This window comes from Mycobacterium paraense (assembly GCF_002101815.1).
GTDB lineage: Bacteria > Actinomycetota > Actinomycetes > Mycobacteriales > Mycobacteriaceae > Mycobacterium > Mycobacterium paraense.
In genome coordinates this window covers 1-19,301 of sequence record NZ_LQPM01000030.1, presented here as the reverse complement: position 1 = coordinate 19,301, position 19,301 = coordinate 1, and the positions used below count along the sequence as shown (strand labels likewise).

At 69.9% G+C, this 19,301-nt stretch carries 21 protein-coding genes; 14 read left to right on the top strand and 7 right to left on the bottom strand.

The genetic code is table 11. The annotated features are described in order from the left end of the window. Window positions 1-20: 20 nt before the first annotated feature. The 7 genes from AWB89_RS21055 to AWB89_RS21025 are packed head-to-tail and all read left to right on the top strand — an operon-like array spanning window position 21 to window position 6,346. Window positions 21-785: an anti-sigma factor family protein gene (locus tag AWB89_RS21055; RefSeq protein WP_085176291.1), complete on the top strand. Its 765-nt coding sequence runs from the start codon at window positions 21-23 to the stop codon at window positions 783-785. A gap of 49 nt (window positions 786-834) precedes the next feature. Next, window positions 835-2,553: a thiamine pyrophosphate-binding protein gene (locus AWB89_RS21050; protein WP_085176289.1), complete on the top strand. Its 1,719-nt coding sequence runs from the start codon at window positions 835-837 to the stop codon at window positions 2,551-2,553. Then, window positions 2,534-3,181: an SRPBCC family protein gene (locus AWB89_RS21045; RefSeq protein WP_085176287.1), complete on the top strand. Its 648-nt coding sequence runs from the start codon at window positions 2,534-2,536 to the stop codon at window positions 3,179-3,181. Before AWB89_RS21050 ends, AWB89_RS21045 begins: the two co-directional genes overlap by 20 nt. 1 nt (window position 3,182) lies before the next feature. Continuing rightward, the gene (locus AWB89_RS21040; RefSeq protein WP_085176285.1) at window positions 3,183-4,202 is read left to right on the top strand and encodes a 3-oxoacyl-ACP synthase III family protein; all 1,020 of its coding nucleotides are present in this window, start codon (window positions 3,183-3,185) and stop codon (window positions 4,200-4,202) included. Continuing rightward, the gene (locus tag AWB89_RS21035; RefSeq protein ID WP_085096924.1) at window positions 4,202-5,254 is read left to right on the top strand and encodes a pyridoxal phosphate-dependent aminotransferase; all 1,053 of its coding nucleotides are present in this window, start codon (window positions 4,202-4,204) and stop codon (window positions 5,252-5,254) included. The genes AWB89_RS21040 and AWB89_RS21035 overlap by 1 nt, the downstream gene beginning before the upstream one ends. A 9-nt stretch (window positions 5,255-5,263) precedes the next feature. After that, on the top strand, window positions 5,264-5,773 hold the full coding sequence (locus AWB89_RS21030; protein ID WP_085176283.1) for a MarR family winged helix-turn-helix transcriptional regulator: 510 nt from the start codon (window positions 5,264-5,266) through the stop codon (window positions 5,771-5,773). 24 nt (window positions 5,774-5,797) lie between these two features. Next, window positions 5,798-6,346 (top strand): TIGR03086 family metal-binding protein, encoded by a 549-nt coding sequence (locus AWB89_RS21025; RefSeq protein ID WP_085176281.1) that lies wholly within the window; start codon window positions 5,798-5,800, stop codon window positions 6,344-6,346. Window positions 6,347-6,355: 9 nt separating this feature from the next. On the opposite strand, the gene mmsB is transcribed toward AWB89_RS21025, so the two are convergent. The 5 genes from mmsB to AWB89_RS21000 form a co-directional block, all read right to left on the bottom strand. Further along, complete coding sequence (gene mmsB / locus AWB89_RS21020; protein WP_085176279.1) at window positions 6,356-7,231, bottom strand: 3-hydroxyisobutyrate dehydrogenase; 876 nt, start codon at window positions 7,229-7,231, stop codon at window positions 6,356-6,358. A gap of 9 nt (window positions 7,232-7,240) precedes the next feature. Continuing rightward, entirely contained in the window at window positions 7,241-8,401 is a 1,161-nt protein-coding gene (locus AWB89_RS21015) for an isobutyryl-CoA dehydrogenase (protein ID WP_085096912.1), read from the bottom strand. A 5-nt stretch (window positions 8,402-8,406) separates the two neighbouring features. Next, window positions 8,407-9,927, bottom strand: a complete 1,521-nt coding sequence (locus tag AWB89_RS21010) for a CoA-acylating methylmalonate-semialdehyde dehydrogenase (protein ID WP_085096909.1) — start codon at window positions 9,925-9,927, stop codon at window positions 8,407-8,409. Window positions 9,928-10,007: 80 nt separating this feature from the next. Then, the gene (locus AWB89_RS21005; RefSeq protein WP_085176277.1) at window positions 10,008-10,499 is read right to left on the bottom strand and encodes a pyridoxamine 5'-phosphate oxidase family protein; all 492 of its coding nucleotides are present in this window, start codon (window positions 10,497-10,499) and stop codon (window positions 10,008-10,010) included. A 23-nt stretch (window positions 10,500-10,522) separates the two neighbouring features. Beyond that, complete coding sequence (locus AWB89_RS21000; protein WP_085176275.1) at window positions 10,523-11,401, bottom strand: SDR family oxidoreductase; 879 nt, start codon at window positions 11,399-11,401, stop codon at window positions 10,523-10,525. A gap of 82 nt (window positions 11,402-11,483) precedes the next feature. Between AWB89_RS21000 and AWB89_RS20995 the strand changes: the two genes are divergently transcribed. From AWB89_RS20995 to AWB89_RS20965, 7 genes are read left to right on the top strand one after another with little or no spacing between them, the layout of a single operon-like run. Continuing rightward, a complete protein-coding gene (locus AWB89_RS20995) occupies window positions 11,484-12,056 on the top strand; it encodes a TetR/AcrR family transcriptional regulator (protein WP_085097698.1) in 573 nt (190 codons plus the stop codon). Then, a complete protein-coding gene (locus tag AWB89_RS20990; protein ID WP_085176273.1) occupies window positions 12,053-13,468 on the top strand; it encodes an NAD(P)-binding protein in 1,416 nt (471 codons plus the stop codon). The genes AWB89_RS20995 and AWB89_RS20990 overlap by 4 nt, the downstream gene beginning before the upstream one ends. A gap of 22 nt (window positions 13,469-13,490) precedes the next feature. Next, window positions 13,491-14,027: an RNA polymerase sigma factor gene (locus AWB89_RS20985; protein WP_085096897.1), complete on the top strand. Its 537-nt coding sequence runs from the start codon at window positions 13,491-13,493 to the stop codon at window positions 14,025-14,027. Then, window positions 14,024-14,713, top strand: a complete 690-nt coding sequence (locus AWB89_RS20980; protein ID WP_085176271.1) for a Rieske (2Fe-2S) protein — start codon at window positions 14,024-14,026, stop codon at window positions 14,711-14,713. The genes AWB89_RS20985 and AWB89_RS20980 overlap by 4 nt, the downstream gene beginning before the upstream one ends. A 21-nt stretch (window positions 14,714-14,734) precedes the next feature. After that, window positions 14,735-15,217 (top strand): cupredoxin domain-containing protein, encoded by a 483-nt coding sequence (locus AWB89_RS20975; RefSeq protein WP_372515319.1) that lies wholly within the window; start codon window positions 14,735-14,737, stop codon window positions 15,215-15,217. Further along, window positions 15,214-16,140 carry a metallophosphoesterase family protein gene (locus tag AWB89_RS20970; RefSeq protein WP_085176269.1) on the top strand — a complete coding sequence of 309 codons (927 nt, stop codon included), beginning with the start codon at window positions 15,214-15,216 and terminating at the stop codon, window positions 16,138-16,140. Before AWB89_RS20975 ends, AWB89_RS20970 begins: the two co-directional genes overlap by 4 nt. Then, window positions 16,137-16,541 carry a hypothetical protein gene (locus AWB89_RS20965; RefSeq protein ID WP_085096888.1) on the top strand — a complete coding sequence of 135 codons (405 nt, stop codon included), beginning with the start codon at window positions 16,137-16,139 and terminating at the stop codon, window positions 16,539-16,541. Before AWB89_RS20970 ends, AWB89_RS20965 begins: the two co-directional genes overlap by 4 nt. 18 nt (window positions 16,542-16,559) lie before the next feature. Here AWB89_RS20965 and AWB89_RS20960 read toward each other — a convergent pair whose 3' ends face one another. Together AWB89_RS20960 and AWB89_RS20955 are read right to left on the bottom strand one after the other, a co-directional pair. After that, window positions 16,560-18,263 (bottom strand): PecA family PE domain-processing aspartic protease, encoded by a 1,704-nt coding sequence (locus AWB89_RS20960; protein ID WP_085176267.1) that lies wholly within the window; start codon window positions 18,261-18,263, stop codon window positions 16,560-16,562. Between the two features lie 118 nt (window positions 18,264-18,381). Beyond that, window positions 18,382-19,301 (bottom strand): PecA family PE domain-processing aspartic protease (locus tag AWB89_RS20955; protein ID WP_158089844.1); only part of this gene is annotated, 920 nt, incomplete at its 5' end.

The window sequence follows — 19,301 nt, the reverse complement described above, 5'->3', positions numbered from 1 at the left end:
TACTTGATGGGTGACAGGAGATGGACGAGATGAGGACGCCGCTACGGGGCATCGGCCCGCCCGGTGACAACGAGGTGTTCGGGTTGACTACTGGGGACAACCACCGTTACGCGATGTGGGATGCCGCATACGTGTTGGGGTCGTTGTCCGCGAACGACCGCCGCGAGTTCGAGTCGCACATGGCCGACTGCCCGGCGTGCCGGGAGGCCGTCGCCGATCTGAGCGGCGTGCCGGCGCTGCTGTCCCAGCTGGACCACGCGGACGTCGCCGCGATCGACGAACCGGGCCGCGCCGCGGCGACGCCCGAGATGTCGCCGGAGCTGCTGCCGTCGCTGTTGGCGACGGTGCGCTGGCGGCGGCGCCGCACCCGGGTGGCGACGTGGGTCGCCTCGTCCGCCGCGGCAGCGGTGCTGGGGGTCGGCGTGCTGGTCGGTGTGCACGGGTATACCTCGTCGCCCGCGCAGCAGGTGGCCGCGTCCTCGCAGCCGATGGCGCAGGTCGGCACCAGCCTGCTGGCGTCCACGGTGCAGCTGTCCAGCCAGCACTGGGGGACGTCGATCAACCTCAAGTGCGTCTGCCTGGCCCCGCTGAACGCCCACCACGACACGCTGGCAATGGTGGTGGTCGGTCGCGACGGCAGCCAAACCCGGCTGGCGACCTGGGTGGCCGAACCCGGCCACACCGCGACGCCCGCGGGCAGCATCTCCACCCCGGTCGACCAGATCGCCGCCGTGCAGGTGGTTTCGGCCGACAGCGGTCAGGTACTGCTGCAGCGCTCGCTCTAAAAACACGGCGCGCGGTGAACTGAAGTTACCCGCGCGTCGTGTTACAGGCATGCCCAGGAAGCAGCGGGTGGTCGACCACATCGTCGAGCGGCTCGCCTCGGTCGGCGTAGACCACATCTTCGGCGTCGACGGCGCCAACATCGAAGACCTGTATGACGCCGCGCACTTCCGTACCGACATCACCGCGGTGCTGGCCAAGCACGAGTTCTCCGCCGCGGCCATGGCCGACGGGTACAGCCGCAGCGGCGCCGGGCTGGGATCCGGCCTGGGCGTGGTGGCGGCGACGTCGGGTGGCGGTGCGCTCAACCTCGTTGCAGCCCTTGGGGAATCGCTGACGAGCCGGGTTCCGGTGCTGGCCCTGGTCGGACAAACGCCCACCGCCATGGACGGCCGGGGCAGCTTTCAGGACACCAGCGGCGACAACGGATCGCTGAACGCGCGGGCGGTGTTCTCGGCGGTCTCGGTGTCGTGCGAGCGGGTGCTGAACCCGGCCGACGCCGCGCCGGCGCTGTCGAGGGCGATCGCCGCGGCGCGCACCGGCGGCCCCGCAGTGTTGTTGCTGCCCAAGGACATTCAGCAGGGCTACCTGGACTGCGAGCGCAACGGGCAGAGCGTGCAGTATCTGCGGCCCATCGGGAACCCCCGTCCGCTGGCCGGCATCCTGCGCGACGCGAGCGGCCCGATCACCATCATCGTCGGGGAGCAGGTGGCCCGCGACGACGCCCGCGCCGAGCTGGAGGCGCTGCGGGCGGTGCTGCGGGCCCGGGTCGCGACCGTGCCAGACGCCAAAGACGTCGCCGGCACCCCGGGCATGGGCTCGTCATCCGCGCTCGGGGTGACCGGCGTCATGGGCCACCCGGGCGTGGTCGATGCCGTGGCCGACAGCGCTGTGTGCCTGGTGATCGGCACGCGCCTGTCGGTCACGGCGCGCACCGGCCTGGACGACGCCCTGGCGGCGGTGCGGACGGTCTCGATCGGGTCGGCGCAGCCCTACATCCCGTGCACGCACGTGCACACCGACGACCTGCGCGCCTCGCTGCGGATGCTGACCGACGACCTGTCCGGGCCGGGGCGGCCGACGCGGGTGCGGGTCCCCGACAGGATTCAACGCACCGAGTTGTCGCCGCCGCCGTTCGCGGGCCCGGGCGTGCGCTACCGCGACGCGATGGCGGTGCTGGACGGCTGCGTGCCCGACGGCGCGGACATCGTCGTCGACGCGGGCAACACCGGCGCGGCGGCCGTGCACTACCTGCCGGCGCGGCGGGACGGCAGGTTCGCGGTCGCGCTCGGAATGGGCGGCATGGGTTACAGCTTCGGTGCCGGCATCGGGATGGCCTTCGGGCGGGCCACCAGCGGGCGCCCCCGCGGGCGCACCGTGGTGATCGCGGGCGACGGTGCGTTCTTCATGCACGGCATGGAGGTGCACACCGCCGTGCAGTACCGGCTGCCGGTGACCTTCGTGTTGTTCAACAACAACGCCCACGCCATGTGCGTGACCCGCGAGCAGCTGTTCTACGACGACCTGTACAGCTACAACCGATTCCGGTCCAGTCGACTGGGCGCGGGCCTGGCGGCGATGTTCCCCGGGCTGACGGCCGTCGACGTGACCGACCTCGACGGCCTGTCCGCCGCGCTGCGCGCGGCGCTGGCCACCGACGGCCCGGCCGTCGTCAGCGTCGAATGCGCCGCCGACGAGATTCCGCCGTTCGCACCGTTTTTGATTCCGACCGCCAAGGAGGCCAGGACCGATGTCGCTGCCAGCGCTTGAGGACATTCCCACCCACATCGACGGCGTGATCCGCATCGAGACCAGCCCGCGGGAGAAGGCCACCCCGATCATCATGGACATGATGCGGTCGGTGTATCCGCACGACCAGGTCTTCGGGGAGTACTGCACCGTCAACGATTACGTCGATTGTCCGCCCGACGAGCTGTACGACTACATGGCCGACACCCGCAGCCTCGAGGAGTGGACCTACAGCCTGCGCGGTTTCACCCCCACCGACGAACCCGGGCTGTGGCTGGCCCACGACCGGCTCGGCTCGGAGACCGAGATCTACACGCGCACCATCGCCAACCCGCGGGCCCGCACCGTCGACTACCACTGCGCCTGGGATCAGGGCAAGCACCTGTGGATGGTCTACCTGATGCGCGTCGTCGACGCGCAGATCGTGCTCGACAAGCCCGGTTCGGTTGTGCTGTGGACCAATTGCCATCACCCGTTCTACGATCACAATCCCTATCCGGAGACCGCGCCGCCGCAGCGGCCGGTGTGGGTGGGCGACTTCTGGGACATGTTCGGCGCCGGCCACCTGCTGGAGCTGAAGAACCTCAAGGCCATCGCCGAGTACCGCCACCGCCACGGCCTGCCGGTGACGCCGGATTGGATGGGATGACATGAGCACGCCAAGCGTCAGCCTGATCGACGTCTCCACCTATCTGCCGGGCGAGCCGATCGGCGCCGAGTACTACGCGCAATTCGCCGAAAACGACGACCTGCGAGACCATCTCATGTTCCGCGCCCCCAAGCTTCGCCATCACGTCGGGCCCGAGGAGAGCTCGATCGACATGATCGAACGCGCGGCCCGCGGGATCATCGAGCGGCACGGCCACGACGCCGTCGAGGGCGCCGACGTGCTGATCACCCACACCCAGGTGCCGGACATGGCGTTCTATGGGCAAGGGGGCGGCATCGCGCACCGGCTGGGCATGCGGCCCTCCTGGGTGCTCGACCTGAACAACGGCGGGTGCGCGGCTTTCGTGTTGGCGCTCAACGTGGCCCGCAAGCTGCTGTCGTCGGGGGAGGGCCACAGCGCGCTGATCGCGATCGCGCAGAATGCCGCGGGGCAGTTCTTCGACCAGCCGACGATCCGGCGAAAGGCGCAATCGGCGGTCCCCGGCGACGGGGCGGCGGTGGCGCTGGTGGCGTTGTCCGACGCCTCGCCCATCCTCGATGTCGAGTGCCGCACCTACGGCGAGTACGCCGGTGAGATGACGCTGTCCTTCGACCCGCCCCGCAAGTGGTGGCAGGCCGGGCCGGGCGAGGGCAGCATCGGCTTCACCGAAAGCAAGATCACCAAGGTGCTGGCCCGGGGCAACCGGCAGGTACCCGAGGTGGCGTTCGCGGTCTGCGACCGAATCGGGCTGCCCACCAAGGACATCGACCTGCTCGTCACCAACCAGCCCAACCGGGCGTTTCTGCGCAACTGGCGGGACGCGCTCGAATTGCCCCCCGAACGCCATCGGGACACCTTCGAGGAGTGCGGCAATCTGTTCGGCGCCGGGATCCCCGTCAACCTCGACCGTGCGATCACCGACGGGCAGGCCAAGGCGGGCGATGTGGTCCTGATGGCGGCCTTCGCCCACGCCGGCGACTTCGCCGGCGCGGCGGCGGTGCGCTGGGGCGGACGAAGCTGATGCAACCGGTCCGCGGCCCGTTCGCCGCCGAGATCGACGACGCGTTTCCGACCGCGATCGACCCGCTTGCCTTGTCGCTCAACGAGAATCCGTTCCCGCCGCTGCCGGCGGTGCGGTCCGCGCTGATCCGGTCCATCTATGCGGTCAACCGTTACCCCGAGTTCCTGCCCGAGCGGCTGCGCGGCGTGATCGCCGGCCACGTCGGCCTGCCCGCCGACCAGGTGGTGCTGGGCGCCGGCGCGACCGGGGTGGCGCTGCAGGCCCTGCAGGCGCTGACCGAACCGGGCGACGTGGTGGCGATGGCGTCGCCGACCTTCGACGGCTACCCGATCATCGCCGCGATGGCGCGGCTGAATTCGCTGACCGTTCCGCTCGACCAGGACGGCCACCACGACCTCGACGGCCTGGCCGACGCAGCCGCCGGCGCGCGGGTGGTGGTGGTGTGCCGCCCGCACAACCCGACCGGCACGCTGGAGCCCGCCGCCGAGCTCGTGCGTTTTCTGGGCCGGGTGCCGCGCGACACCGTCGTGCTGCTCGACGAGGCGTACATCGAATTCGCCGCGCCCGAGCACCGCATCGACGTCCCGGCGTTGCTGTCCCGCTTTCCCAACGTCGTGGTCCTGCGGACGTTCTCCAAGGCGTACGGGCTGGCGGGTTTGCGGATCGGCTACGGGCTGGCGGCGCCGGAACTGGCGGGCACCCTGTGGTCCCAGCAGCTGCCGTTCGGGGTCGCGCTTACCAGCCTGCTCGCGGTCGCCGCGTCGTATGAGGCGGAAGACCAACTGCTGCAACGGATTCACGCGATCAACGCGGAACGCCGCTATCTGCGGATGCGGCTGAGCGCGCTGGGGGTCTACACCACCGACGCCCACGCGAACTTCATGTACCTGCCTTCGAGGGGTGGGCCGTGGCATGAGGTTTTCGCGGGCAGCGGCCTGCAGGTGCGCCACTACGCGGACGGCGGCGCGCGCATCACCGTCGGCAACCGCGCGTCGACGCTGGCGGTGGTCTCGGCGATAGGAAAGGCCACGGTTGGGCCGCAGATGCGGTAAGAAGGGGCCGTGGCCCCATCAAGCTCCAAGCGCGATCCGATCGCCGCGGCGCGGGCCAACTGGGAGCGCGCCGGGTGGGGCGAGGTGTCGCAGGGCATGGTGGCGGTCACCTCGGTGATGCGCGCGCACCAGATCCTGTTGGCCCGGGTGGAGAACGCGCTGCGGCCCTACGACTTGAGCTTTTCCCGCTACGAGTTGCTGCGGCTGCTGGCGTTCAGCCGCACCGGGGCGTTACCGATCACCAAGGCGTCCGATCGGTTGCAGGTCCACGTCACCAGCGTGACCCACGCCATCCGCCGGCTGGAGGCCGACGGGCTGGTCCAGCGGGCGCCGCACCCCACCGACGGGCGCACGACGCTGGTGCAAATCACCGATCTCGGGCGTTCCACCGTCGAGGACGCCACAATCACGCTCAACGAGCAGGTGTTCGCCGACATCGGGATCAAGGACGCCGAATCCCAGGCGCTGGTGTCGTCCATCGAGACGTTGCGGCGCAACGCGGGTGACTTCTCAGACTGAAACGAAGGAAGGCAGGACAGGACCGTGGACCCATTAGTTGCGCACCAGCGCGCCCAGGAGGCGTTCGCCGGCGTCCTTGCCCGTGTCAGCCCCGACCAGTTCGGCGCGCCGACGCCCTGCACGGAGTGGACGATCGGGGACCTGATCGACCACGTCATCGGCGGCAACGAGCGCGTCGGGCTGTGGGCGGCCAAACCCACCGAGCCGCAGGCCCGGCCCGACGACGCGGTCGCCGCCCACCGGGCCTCCGCGCTGGCCGCCCAGAACGTCTTCGCCGGGCCGGACGGGATGACCGCGATGTACAAGCTGCCGTTCGGGGAGGTCCCCGGGCAGGTGTTCGTCGGGATGCGCACCTCCGACGTGCTGACCCACGCGTGGGATCTCGCCTTCGCCACCGACCAGTCCACCGATCTCGACCCGGAGCTGGCGGCCGAGCAGCTCGTCGCCGCCCGGGCCTTCGTCAGGGCCGAATTCCGCGGGCCGGGCCGGCCCTTCGGCCACGAGCAGTCGTGCTCGGGCGACCGGGCGCCCGCCGATCAGCTGGCCGCGTTCCTCGGCCGAAAGGTGCAGTGACGCAAGGCTTTAGCCGCCGCGCAGCGCCTCGATCACCGCGCTGAAGTCCTTGTCGGCATGGTCGGCGGCGAACTTGGCGTAGATCTCCGCGGCGTGCGTGCCCAGCGGTGCCGCCGAACCGGTGGACGTCACCGCGTCCATCGCCAGGCCCAGGTCCTTGTTCATCAGCGCGGTCGCGAAACCCGGCTTGAAGTCGTTGTTGGCCGGCGAGGTCGGAACCGGGCCGGGCACCGGGCAATTCGTGTGCACCGCCCAGCAATTGCCGGTCGCGCCGGTGATGACGTCGAACAGGGACTGCGCCGACAGCCCCAGCTTCTCGGCGAGCACGAACGCCTCACCGACCACGATCTGCTGCACCGCGAGCACCATGTTGTTGCACACCTTGGCCGCCTGGCCCGCCCCGGCCGCACCGCAATGAATGACCTTGCCCGCCATGGGTTCCAGCACCGGCCGGGCGCGCTGCAGCGCCGACTCGTCGCCGCCCACCATGAACGCGAGGGTGCCGGCGACGGCGCCCTTCACGCCGCCCGAGACCGGGGCGTCGAGCTGCGCGACCCCGTGCTGCTCGGCAAGCGCGTGCACCTCCCGGGCGTCGTTGACGGAGATCGTCGAGCTGTCGATGAACAGCGCGCCGTCCCGGGCGGCGGGCAGCACCTCGCCGTAGCAGCGTTTGACGATGTCGCCGTTGGGCAGCATGGTGATGACGACGTCCGCCTCGGCCACCGCGTCGGCGGCGCTGTCGAAGACCGTGACACCGCCGGCGGTCGCGGCGGCCGCGGCCGCGGGTACCGGGTCATACCCGCGCACATCGTGGCCGGCGGCGACCAGATTGGCCGACATTGGCCCGCCCATGTTGCCCAGCCCCAGAAACGCGATTGCCGTCAACTGAGCCTCCTAGGCGCTCGCCCGCACGCGGCCGGCCTCGGCCCGGCCGATGACCACCCGCATGATTTCGTTGGTACCTTCCAGGATTCGATGCACCCGCAGGTCGCGGACGATCTTCTCCAGACCGTACTCGCGCAGATAGCCGTAGCCGCCGTGCAATTGCAGCGCCTTGTCCGCGACCTCGAAGCAGGTGTCGGTGACGTAGCGCTTGGCCATCGCGCAGAGCTCGACCTTGTCGGGGTCGTCGGTGTCCAAGGCATTCGCGGCGCGCCACAACATCATCCGCGAGGTCTCGAGCCCGGTGGCCATGTCGGCCAGGGCGAACCGGATGGTCGGCTCGTCGAGCAGGGGAGAGCCGAAGGCCTGCCGCTCGCGCACGTAGGCGCCCGCCTTGTCGAAGGCGGACTGCGCCCCGCCGAGCGAGCACGCGGCGATGTTGAGCCGGCCGCCGTTGAGGCCGTTCATCGCGATGCCGAAGCCGGCGCCCTCGCCGTCGGCGCCGCCCAGCATCGCGTCGGCGGGCACCCGCACGCCGTCGAAGATGACCTGCGCGGTGGGCTGGGCGTGCCAGCCCATCTTCTCCTCGAGCGCCCCGAAACTCAGCCCGTCGGTGCCCTTTTCGACGACGAACGCGGAGATGCCGCGCGGGCCCTCGCCGCCGGTCCTGGCCATCACCACGTAGACGTCCGAGGCCCCGGCGCCGGAGATGAACTGCTTGACGCCGTCGAGCACGTAGTCGCCGCCCTGCTTGACGGCGCGGGTGCTCAGCGCGGCGGCGTCCGACCCGGCGCCGGGCTCGGTCAGGCAGTAGCTGGCGATGACATCCATCGCGGCCAGCCGCGGCACCCAGAACTTGCGTTGCTCGTCGGTGCCGAAGCTGTCGATCATCCACGCGCACATGTTGTGGATGGACAGGAACGCCGCCGTGACCGGATCGCCGATGGCCAGCTGCTCGAAGATGCGGACCCCGTCCAGCCGGCGCAGCCCGCTGCCGCCGACGTCTTCGCGGCAGTAGATGGCCGCCATGCCCAACTCGGCGGACTCGCGCAGCACGTCGGTCGGAAAGTGCTTGGCCGCGTCCCAATCCAGCGCGTGCGGGGCGATTCGTTTGGCGGCGAACGCGGCCGCCGTCTCGGTGATGACCCGCTCGTCGTCGTTCAGAGTGAACATGGCGGTTAATTCATTGTGGGGATGACGAATTCGGCGCCGTCCTTGATGCCGGACGGCCATCGCGACGTGACGGTCTTGACCTTGGTGTAGAACTGGATCGACGCCGGGCCGTGCTGGTTGAGGTCGCCGAAGCCGGAGCGCTTCCAGCCGCCGAAGGTGTGGTAGGCAACCGGCACCGGGATCGGCACGTTGACGCCCACCATGCCCACCTGCACCCGGGACACGAAGTCGCGGGCGGCGTCGCCGTCGCGCGTGAAGATCGCCACGCCGTTGCCGTACTCGTGTTCCGAGGGCAGCCGCAGGGCCTCTTCGTAGTCGTGCGCGCGCACCATGCACAGCACCGGCCCGAAGATCTCGTCGGTGTAGATCGACATGTCGGGGGTGACGTGGTCGAACAGGGTGGGGCCGATGAAGAATCCGCCCTCCAGGTTGGCGTCACCGAAGGTCAGATCGTCGCTGGTGCGCTCGCGGCCGTCGATGACCAATTCGGCGCCCGCCTCGACGCCCTGGCCGATGTAGTCGCGCACTCGCGCCAGAGCGGCCTCGGTGACCAGTGGGCCGTAGTCGGCCTTGGGGTCGAGGCTGTGGCCGACGCGCAGGTTGTTGATCCGCTCGATCAGCCTGGCGCGCAACCGGTCCGCGGTCTGCTCGCCGACGGGCACCGCGACGCTGATCGCCATGCAGCGCTCGCCGGCGCTGCCGTACCCGGCGCCGATCAGCGCGTCGACGGCCTGGTCCAGGTCGGCGTCGGGCATCACGATCATGTGGTTCTTGGCGCCGCCGAAGCACTGCGACCGCTTGTCGTTGGCCGCGGCCGTGGAGTAGATGTAGTGCGCGATGTCGGAGCTGCCGACGAAACCCACAGCCTGGATGTCGGGGTGGTGCAGGATGGCGTCGACGGCCTCCTTGTCCCCGTGCACGACCTGGAAGACGCCCGGCGGCAGCCCGGCCTCTCCGAACAGCTCGGCCAACCGCACCGGGACCGAGGGGTCGCGCTCACTGGGCTTGAGCACGAAGGCATTTCCGCACGCGAGGGCCGGCCCGGCCTTCCACAACGGGATCATCGCCGGGAAGTTGAACGGCGTGATGCCGGCGACCACGCCCAGCGGCTGGCGCAGCGAGTAGACGTCGATGCCCGGCCCGGCGCCCTCGCTGTACTCACCCTTGAGCAGGTGCGGGATCCCGATGGCGAACTCGATCACCTCGATGCCGCGCTGGACGTCGCCGCGCGAGTCGGCCACCGTCTTGCCGTGCTCGAGGGACAGCAGCTCGGCCAGCTCGTCGATGTTCTTGTTGACCAGGTCGATGAAGCGCATCATCACCCGCGCGCGGCGCTGCGGATTCCATGCGGCCCAACCCTTTTGGGCCTCGACGGCCGAGGCCACCGCCGCGTCGACGTCGGCCTTGCCGGCCATCGGCACTTTCGCCTGCACCTCGCCGGTGCTGGGGTTGAAGACGTCGGCGGTGCGGGTGGACTGGCCTGCGGTGCGCTTCCCGTCGATGAAGTGCGGGATCTGTGTGGTCATGGGGCCCTCGAGTGTTGTTGGCGCGCTGAAAGCGGATACTTGCATATCCTAGTAACTGCCCTCGGGGGTTGGCAAGGCGTTCAGTGCTTGCGCACGACGCGCTCGGCCTCGCCGGGCTTCCAGATCGTGATGTCCAGGTGGCCATCGGTCACCTCGACCGCGGACCCGCCGATCAGGTCGGCCCGATAGAAGTGATCGAAGTCCTGCCCTCGAAGGTCCAGGCCGGTCTCTTCGTAGAGCGCTTCGGCGAACCGTCGCTGCAGGGCCCTGTCCCCGACGTCCTCGACGACGCCGAACAACTTCGCGTCACCGTCTTCGACCCCGGTGTCGACGGTGGCGGTGTGCAGGCAGAAGCGCGGATCGCGGGCGAGGTCACGAAATTTCGTCGTAGCGGGCATGCCGACGATCCAGAGCTGATCCTCGAAGGCCCTCGGCTCGACCGGGCTGATTCGGGGAAACCCGTCGGAACGAAGCGTGCCCAGCATGCACAAGTTGCCGGTGGCCCGATGGCGGCGGACGAAGATGGTCGCGATGCGCGGAGCGGCTTCCGTGAACTCTCTCCAGCTGGTCATGTCGCGACCGTAGCCGCACGGTCTCACACCGGATAGTTTCCTGCCTCCAGATCCTCGAGCAGGCTCGGATGGGTGGGCTGCCACCCGAATCTCTCCCGGGTCGCCTCGCTCGAGGCCGGCTGGTCCAGGGCGTAGATGGCGCCGACGAACCCGAAATGCTCCGCGGGGACCGACACCGTGGGCAGCTCGAGCTGGCGCCCGATGGCCTCGGCGAGCGCGCGCATCGGGTCGCCCTCGTCGCCGACGGCGTGCGCGACCGTGCCGGGCGTGGCCTGCTCGAGAACCAGCCGGAACAGGCGGGCGGCGTCGAGGACGTGCACGGCCGGCCAGCGCTGGGTGCCGTCGCCGACGTATCCGGACACGCCGGTCCGCCGGGCGGCCTCGACGAGCAGGGAGGCGAAACCGCAGGGACCGCCCGCCCGGTGCACGGACCGGGGGAGGCGGACCACCGCCGAGCGGACACCCCGGTCCGCCAATTCCACGGCGGCGTGCGCGTTGCGGCTGCGCCCGCCGACGAGCCCCTCGCTCGGCGGCCAATCCCGCTCGGTGGCGGCGCGGCCGGGGACGGGAGGCGTTCCCGAGGCCATGACGAACGGCTTGCCGCTGCCGTCCAGCGCCGCGCCGAACGTCTCGACGGCGGCGGCCTCCTGCGCGACCGCCTTCTCGAAATCGTCGAAGTGCAGAAAGGCCAGGTGGACGACGCCATCGGCCTCGGCGGCGCCCCTGCGCAGGCTCTCGGCGTCGTCGAGGTCGCCGCGCAACACCTCGGCCCCCATCGACGCGGCCGCCCGCGACGACGCGTCGGACCGGGCCAGCGCGAGGACCTCGTGGCCGGCGCCGATGAGCTCGGGGACGACCGCCGAACCGACCCCGCCGGTGGCACCCGTGACGAAAACCCGCATGACTACTCCTCGAGTGATGAGACTGATGTCCTATCACCGTAACAGAGTGATGCGACAAAAGTCGCATCGCTACGATGACTGCATGCCACGCTGGGAGCCCGATGCCCGTCTGCGGCTGGTGGAGGCCGCGCTGCATCTGTTTTCCGAGAAGGGCTACGACAACACCACCGTCGCCGAGATCGCGGACCGGGCCGGCCTGACCAGAAGCACCTTCTTCCGGTATTTCCCCGACAAGCGGGAGGTGCTGGCGGCCGGCCAGGAGACGCTGTCCCGGTTGTTGGTCGACGGCATCTCGTCGGCGCCCGCGGACGCCACACCACTCACCGCGGTCGCCGCCGGGCTCGAGAGCGCGGCCGGGGCGATGACACCGTTCAACCGCGAGCTCGCCCCCCGGGTGAAGGCCGTCATCGCCACCAGCAGCGAACTGCAGGAGCGCGACGCGCTCAAGCAGGTCGGCCTCGCCGCGGCCATGGCCGGCGCATTGCGGGCGCGCGGCGTGCCGGAGCGGGCGGCCGCCCTGGCGGCCGAGTTGGGTGGGCTGGCGTTCAAAGAGGCGTTCGCCGAATGGATTACCACCGACGGCGATCAGAGCCTGGGTGAGCTCGCCCGCGCGGCCCTGAACGACCTGCGCGCGGCGGCGGCCGAAATCCGTTGAACGCCATCGAGGCCGACTACCTGGTGGTCGGGGCGGGCGCCATGGGGATGGCGTTCCTCGACACGCTCGTCACCGAGACGCAGGCCCGCGTGGTGCTGGTGGATCGCAACGACCAGCCGGGTGGGCACTGGACCACGGCCTACCCGTTCGTGCGGCTGCACCAGCCGTCGGCGTTCTACGGCGTCAACTCGCTGCCGCTCGGCAGCGACGCCCTCGACCAAGTCGGCTGGAACGAGGGGCTTTACGAGCTCGCGACCGCCGGCGAGGTCTGCGCGTACTACGACCACGTCCTGCGCCGGCGGTTCCTGCCGACCGGGCGCGTGGCCTACTTCCCGATGAGCGAGTACCGCGGGAATGGCCGCTTTGCCACGCTCGGAGGTACCGAATACGCCGTCGACGTCAGGCGCCGCGTCGTCGACGCCACCTACATGCGCGTCATGGTCCCGTCAATGCGCCCGCCGCCGTACGAGGTGGCGCCCGGCGTCGCGTGCGTCCCGCCCAACGACCTGCCCCGCCTTGCCGCGCGCGAGCGCTACGTCGTGGTCGGGGCCGGCAAGACCGGCATCGACACCTGCCTCTGGCTGCTGGGCCAGGGCATCGACCCGGACCGGCTGACCTGGATCATGCCGCGGGACTCGTGGTTGCTGGACCGCGCGACGATCCAGCCGGGTTCGTTGTTCGCCGACCGGATCAAGGCGGCCTTCACCGCGCAGCTGCGGGCCGTCAACGACGCGACCTCGGTCGACGACCTGTTCGCCCGCCTCGAGGACGCCGGCGCGCTGCTGCGGATCGACCCGGCGATCCGACCCACCATGTATCGCTGCGCCACCGTCACCCGCGCCGAGCTGGAGCAGCTGCGGCGGATCACCGACGTGGTGCGGATGGGCCACCTGCTGCGCGTCGACGCCGACGGTATGGTCCTCGAGGGTGGCGCCGTCCGCGGGGGCGCCTCGGCGCTGTACGTCGACTGCACCGCCGACGGCGCCGAGAAGCCGCCCGCCGCACCGATTTTCGAGCCGGGCCGCATCACGTTGCAAAGCGTGCGGGGCTGCCAGCAGATCTTCAGCGCGGCGCTGATCGCCCACGTCGAGGCCGCCTGCCCCGACGATGCCGCGCGCAACGAGCTCTGCCCGCCGTTGCCGCATCCCGACACCGACCTGGACTGGCTGCGCATCGCGCGGGCCGACTACGGCAATCAGCTGCGCTGGCTCGACGACGCGGACCTGGCCGCCTGGCTTGCCACGGCGCGCCTGGACCTGTTCGGTCATCTGATGGGACATTTGCTGGCGCCGGCGTCGGCGAAGCCAAGGGTGCGGGAACGGATCCTGCGCATGGCCCGCTCGGCGTTGTCGGCCACCGCCGAGAAGCTGGACCGGCTGATGGCCGACGAACTCTCGTGTAACCCGAGCTGATACTTATCGGTGAAGGAGGCACGTGGCGGCTCACAACGAACCCGGCCCGCGTCCGCTGCGCGCGGTCCCCGACGACGGCTATCCCGATTGGGAGGCCGTGTATTCCGATAACGCGTCCTGGGTGTACCGCACGCTGTTCGCCCGGGTGGGCAACCGGGCGGACGCCGAGGACCTCACCGCGGAGGTCTTCCTCGCCGCGCTGCGGCCGCTGCGCCTGACGGCCAGCGTCGGCGAGGTGCGCGCCTACCTGCGGGCCACGGCCAGGACGGTCCTGGCCGCGCACTGGCGGGAGACCATGGGCCGGGAGATAACCTCGATCGACGACATCGAACAACCACCGGAGAGCGAGGAGGCGATCAGCACCGCGCCCCAGCGAGTCGCCCGGGTCCTCGACAGGCTGCCGGACCGGTACCGCCAGATTTTGGAAATGCGTTTCTTGCAAGGTAATTCGATCAAGGAGTCTGCCGCCGAGCTGGGAATCAGCGTCGCCAACGCCAAAGTGCTCCAACACCGGGCGCTGCGGCTGGCGGCACAGGTCAACGATGGAGGTCAGCGATGAACGCGCGAGGGTTGCGCCGCTATGTCGATGACCTGTTGCGGGGCCGCCGGCCCAAGCCGTTCGCGGCCGACGACTTCGAGGCGGCGCAGATCCGGACCGCGATCGACCTGCGCGCGGCCGGGCAGGGTGACGACGAACCGCGGCAGGAGTTCCTCAGCGAGCTGCACGGCCGGCTCGCCGAGCAGATGAACGGTGCGCCGGCGCCCGCGCCGGCCAAGCACCCCACGACGCGCCGCCAGGTCATCGTGGGCACGTCGGCCGCCGCGGCCGCCGCGGCGGCGGCGGTGTCGATCGACCGGGCGCTGATGGGCGGCCCCACCGAAGGCCCGGCCGTCGCCGGGGAACTCACGCCCTACGAGGGCAGCTGGCAGCGCGTCGCGGCCAGCTCCGACGTGCCCGACGGCGTCATGCATCCGTTCGACCTGGGCTCGGTCACCGGATTCGTCCGCCGCGTGGACGGCAAACCGGAGGCGATATCCGGCGTCTGCACGCATCAGGGTTGCCGGCTGTGGTTCGACGCCCCGGAGGGGACCCTGCGCTGCCCGTGCCACACGACATCGTTCTCGCCCAGCGGGAAGGTGCTCACCCACCAGCTGCCGATCTCGCCAAAGCCCTTGCCCACGCTGATGGTTCGCGAGGTCAACGGCGTGATCGAGGTGTTCGCCCCGCCGCGCCGCGAGGTGTAACCCGCCGCCCTATCTCTTGGCATGGATATCGCCAAGCTTCGAAAACATCTGCTCACGGTGCTGGCCGCGGGCGCGCTGTTGCTGGCCGGCTGCTCGTCCTCGCCACCCGCCGCCCAGCCGTCGGTGACCGTTGGCTCAGGCGCCAGCGGCATGCCCGGAATGCCGGGCATGAGCGGGATGCCCAGCGCGCCGGGCCCGACGTCGGGCCCGACGTCGGGCCCGGCATCGGCGACCGGGTCGCCGGCGGCCGCCGCGGGCGACCAGGTCACCATCGACAACTTCGCCTTCGCGCCGGCCACCCTGACCGTCAAGGCGGGCACCACCGTCACGTGGACCAACCGCGACGAGGAACCGCACACGGTGGCCGCGAGCGACGGGTCGTTTCATTCACCCGGAATGGGAACGGGCGCCACGTATTCGCATGCCTTTCCCACGGCCGGGAAGTTCGACTACGTGTGCTCCATTCACCCGATGATGCACGGCACGGTGGTGGTGACGGGATGAACGACCCCAACTCGATGACCCGCCGCCAGCTCATCCGGCACTCGGCCTGGTTCGGCGCGGCGGTCGGGTTCGCCGTCGTCGGCGGCGAGGTCATCTCGCACGTCGCCGGGACGGCGACGGCCGCGCACACCGCGGCCCGACCCACGCTGCGATTCGCCCAGATCAGTGACAGCCACATCGGCTTCTCCGGCCCACCCAACCCGGACGTCACAACCACGTTCGGCCACGCGATCGACGAGATCAACAACCTCGGCTACACACCGGATTTCGTCATCCACACCGGCGACCTCACGCACCTGTCCAGCCCCGAGCAGTTCGACCAGGTGAAGCAGATGATGACCAAGCTGCAGACGCCGCACATCTTCACGGTGCCCGGTGAACACGATTCGGTCGACGACGGGGGCCAGAAGTACCGGAGTGTCTTCGGCGCCGGAACCCGCGGCGACGGGTGGTACAGCTTCGACATCGCCGGCGTCCACGTGATCGCCCTGGTGAACACGTTGAACCTCAAGAAGCTCGGGCATCTGGACACGGACCAGCTGGCATTCGTCGAGAAGGACGTCGCGGGGTTGTCGAACGACACGCCGATCATCGTGTTCAGCCACATCCCGCTGTTCGCGATGTACCCCGACTGGGGCTGGGGCACCGACGACGCCGCCCAGGCGCTGAGCTACCTGAGCCGCTTCTCGTCGGTCACCTGCCTCAATGGGCATGTGCACCAACTGTTTTCGAAGACGGAGGGCAACGTCACCTTCTACAGCGGCACGACGACCGCCTACCCGCTGCCGCATCCCGGCGACGGCCCGGCGCCCAAGCCGGTGACGCTGCCGGCCGGCAAGCTGCGCGACGCCCTGGGGATTCGCGAGGTCAACTACACCAAGGGGCAGACCGCCCTGGCACTGAAGGAGACGACGCTGCAATGAAACTCATCCTTCGGCTCGCCCTGGCCGCCGCCCTGGCCGTCAGCGCCTTCAGCCACGCCTACCTCTACATCCACGGCTACCAACACATCCCGATGATCGGGAATGCCTTCCTGGTCCAGGCCAGCGCGTCGTTCTCGCTGGCGCTGCTGGTCGCCGCGGGCGGACCCTGGTGGGTCGAGTGGTCCGCCGCCGCGCTGGCCGGCGGCTCCCTGGTGGCCTTCGTGCTGTCGAGAACCGTTGGCCTCTTTGGCTTCACCGAGCACGGGTGGGAGCCGGCGCCCCACGCGGCCCTCACCGTGGTCGCCGAGGCGATGTGCGTGCTGCTGTGGGCGGCCGCCGTCGTCCGGTGGCCGCGGCCGAGGCGCTTTGTGGAAGCGAAGGCGGGTACGGCGGCGGCCTGAACGGCATCGCCCGCCTGCTTACGCGGGGGTGTCGAAAAACATCGTTCCCGGACCGCTGGGGGTGTACGAGAGATAGACCGGCAGCTTCGTGAAGACATAGTTGCCGGTGTTGAAATCGCCTGCGGTGACCAACATGGAATTGGCGGGCACGATCTCTTCGTACACCAACTGGTAGCCGGACAGGGTCGCACTCGGGACTTCGACCTGGATCTCGGTGCCCTGCGGCAGGTATTGGCCGGGCTGAAGGTAGGAAAGGGATTGCGGCAGCATGCTTTCCGGGAGGTCGCCACCGTTACCGCCGGTGTCGACAAACGCGCCGGTAGTACTCTGCATCCCGCCCAGCGGACCGCCGGGCGGAGTGACCGCCACGCCCAGGTCGTTGGTGATCGGCGCTCCGGTGGCCGCGGCAAACGGCGTCAGCGGGTCGGGCCCGAACTCGACCTGAAGTTTCGGTTCGTTGATGAGCACACCCTGACTGAGCGCGCCCGGCAGCTCCTGCACGGGGCTGACGGCGAAATGCGGGAGAGACGGGGTGTTGGACCCGACACCGAGAACAATTTCGCTCGGGGTCTGCTGTACTCCGTTGTAGGTTTCCGACGTGATGACGCCGACCGTCATCGGCTTGGTGATGATGCCGTTCCCGAAATCCAGTGATGCCGTGTAGGTGGTGTAGTAATCGACCGTGCTTTGTTCGGGCGGCCCGAACTTGTACACGCCCGATCCCGTTGCCTGGCCCAGGGATTGCAGATCGACGTCTTGGACCGGGAACAACGTGGCGGTGGATCCGGTGTCGATCAGCGCCGGCACCGACGGTCCGTTGCCCACGCTGACCGCAACCGTGGGGCGACCGTTGATCATCGTCAGCTCGACGGAGGCGTCACCGCCGTAGGCGCCGCCGGGCCCGGCCTGGCCGAACACCAAACCGCGGGGGCCGCCCTGGCCGCCGGCTGCCAGCACGCCGCCGGTCCCGCCGGGCCCACCGTTGCCGACCAGCAACCCGCCGGCGCCACCGGCGCCGCCCACCGCGACTTCGCCGCCCACCCCGCCGGGCCCGCCGTTGCCGAACAGCAGCGCCCTGCCGCCGGGACCGCCGATCCCGCTCGGCCCGCCCACACCGCCCTCGCCGCCGTTGCCCAACAGGAACCCGCCGGTGCCGCCGGCCCCGCCGGGCGCGCCCCAGCCGCCCTGTCCGCCGGTGCCGCCGGTGCCGAGCAGCCCGGCGGGTCCGCCGGCGCCGCCGGGCACCCCCTCGGCCGTGCTGTTTCCGCCGTTACCGCCTCTTCCCCACAGGAGTCCGCCAGCCCCACCGGGGGTTCCCACCCCTGCCGCGTCGGTGATGCCGTTGACGCCGTTGCCGATCAGCGGGCGCCCCAACAGCAGCTCGGTGGGCGCGTTGATCACCCCGAGCGCCCCGTCCTCGAGGGCCTGCAGCGGCGCCGCGTTGGAGGCTTCGGCGGCCGCATAGGCGCCCGCCCCCGCGTTGAGGGTCTGCACCAGCTGGGCGTGAAACGCCGCGGCCTGCGCGCCCAGTGCCTGATACGCCGAGCCCTGCCGGGAGAACAGCGCCGCGATGGCCGCCGACACCTCGTCGCCGGCGGCGGCCATCACGCCCGTCGTCCGGGTTGCCGCCGCCGCGTGGGCGGCGTCGATCGCTGAGCCGAGGCTCGCCAAATCCGTTGCCGCGCCGGTAACTATTTCGGGCACCGCGATGACAAACGACATCCGACCCCTCCAGGAGTAATGCGTGTCAGTGAGCGGTCGCGACCCGATGAGCGACAAGCGGATGTTAGCGGCTCGCCGTCGCGAAATTGCTTGTTTTCAAAGCTAATTCAAAGCCGATTCACGCGTCGAAGACCGTCGTCCCGTAACCGGTCGGGTTGTAGGAGAGATAGATCGGATCTTGTAGGAACGGAGCGATGCCGGTGTTGAAGTTGCCGCCGAGGAGGCTCGACACGACGGGCGTCTGTTGCGCACCGACCGTCGTCGTGTACAGCAACGTCGTCCCGTCGGGGGTGTAGACGGAGATGGTGGTTCCCGCCGGCAGGTATCCGCCGGAATTCGGCGGGTTGAGATTGTCGGGGACGTATCCGTACAGGCCGCCCGAATCGATGTACGCGCCCCCGGTCTGCTGGAGGGCGCCGTTGTTGATGCGGACGTCCAGGGTGGCGGAGGGGGCGCCGGTCACGGAGCCGATGGCGGGCAGCGGGTTGGTGCCGAATTGCATTACGCCCTTGGGTTCGTCGATCAGCACACCCTGACCGAAACTACCGGGCAATGCCGTCACGGGGCTGCTGGCGAGTGGTCCGGCGGGGTTCACCCCGATGCCCAAGATCGCCGGCACTTGCGAAGTCGGAACCGGATTGGAGAAGAAAAAGTCGACGGTTTGGGTCGCGGACGTGGCCACGGCCACGGTGGTCGGCTGGGTGACGATGCCGTTTCCGAAATTGACCGTCGTCGTATAGGTGTTGAAGTTCACGGTCAAAATGTTGCCGGGTTCGCCGTAGACGACGCTGCCGCTACCGGTGGGCGTGCCGAGGGTCGCGAGGTTCACGTCTTGGGGCGGGAGAATGAGGCCCCGCGAACCGGTGTCGACCACCACCGACGCCGTCGGTCCACCGCCCACCGAGAGGTTCGCCAGGATGTCGTTGTTTTGCACCGTGATCGGGACCGTTGCCAGTCCGGGCGCGCCGGGGGCGCCCGCCAAGCCCCCCAACAAGCCGCCCGGGCCGCCCGGGCCGCCGAGCGCGGCCGGCCCACCCG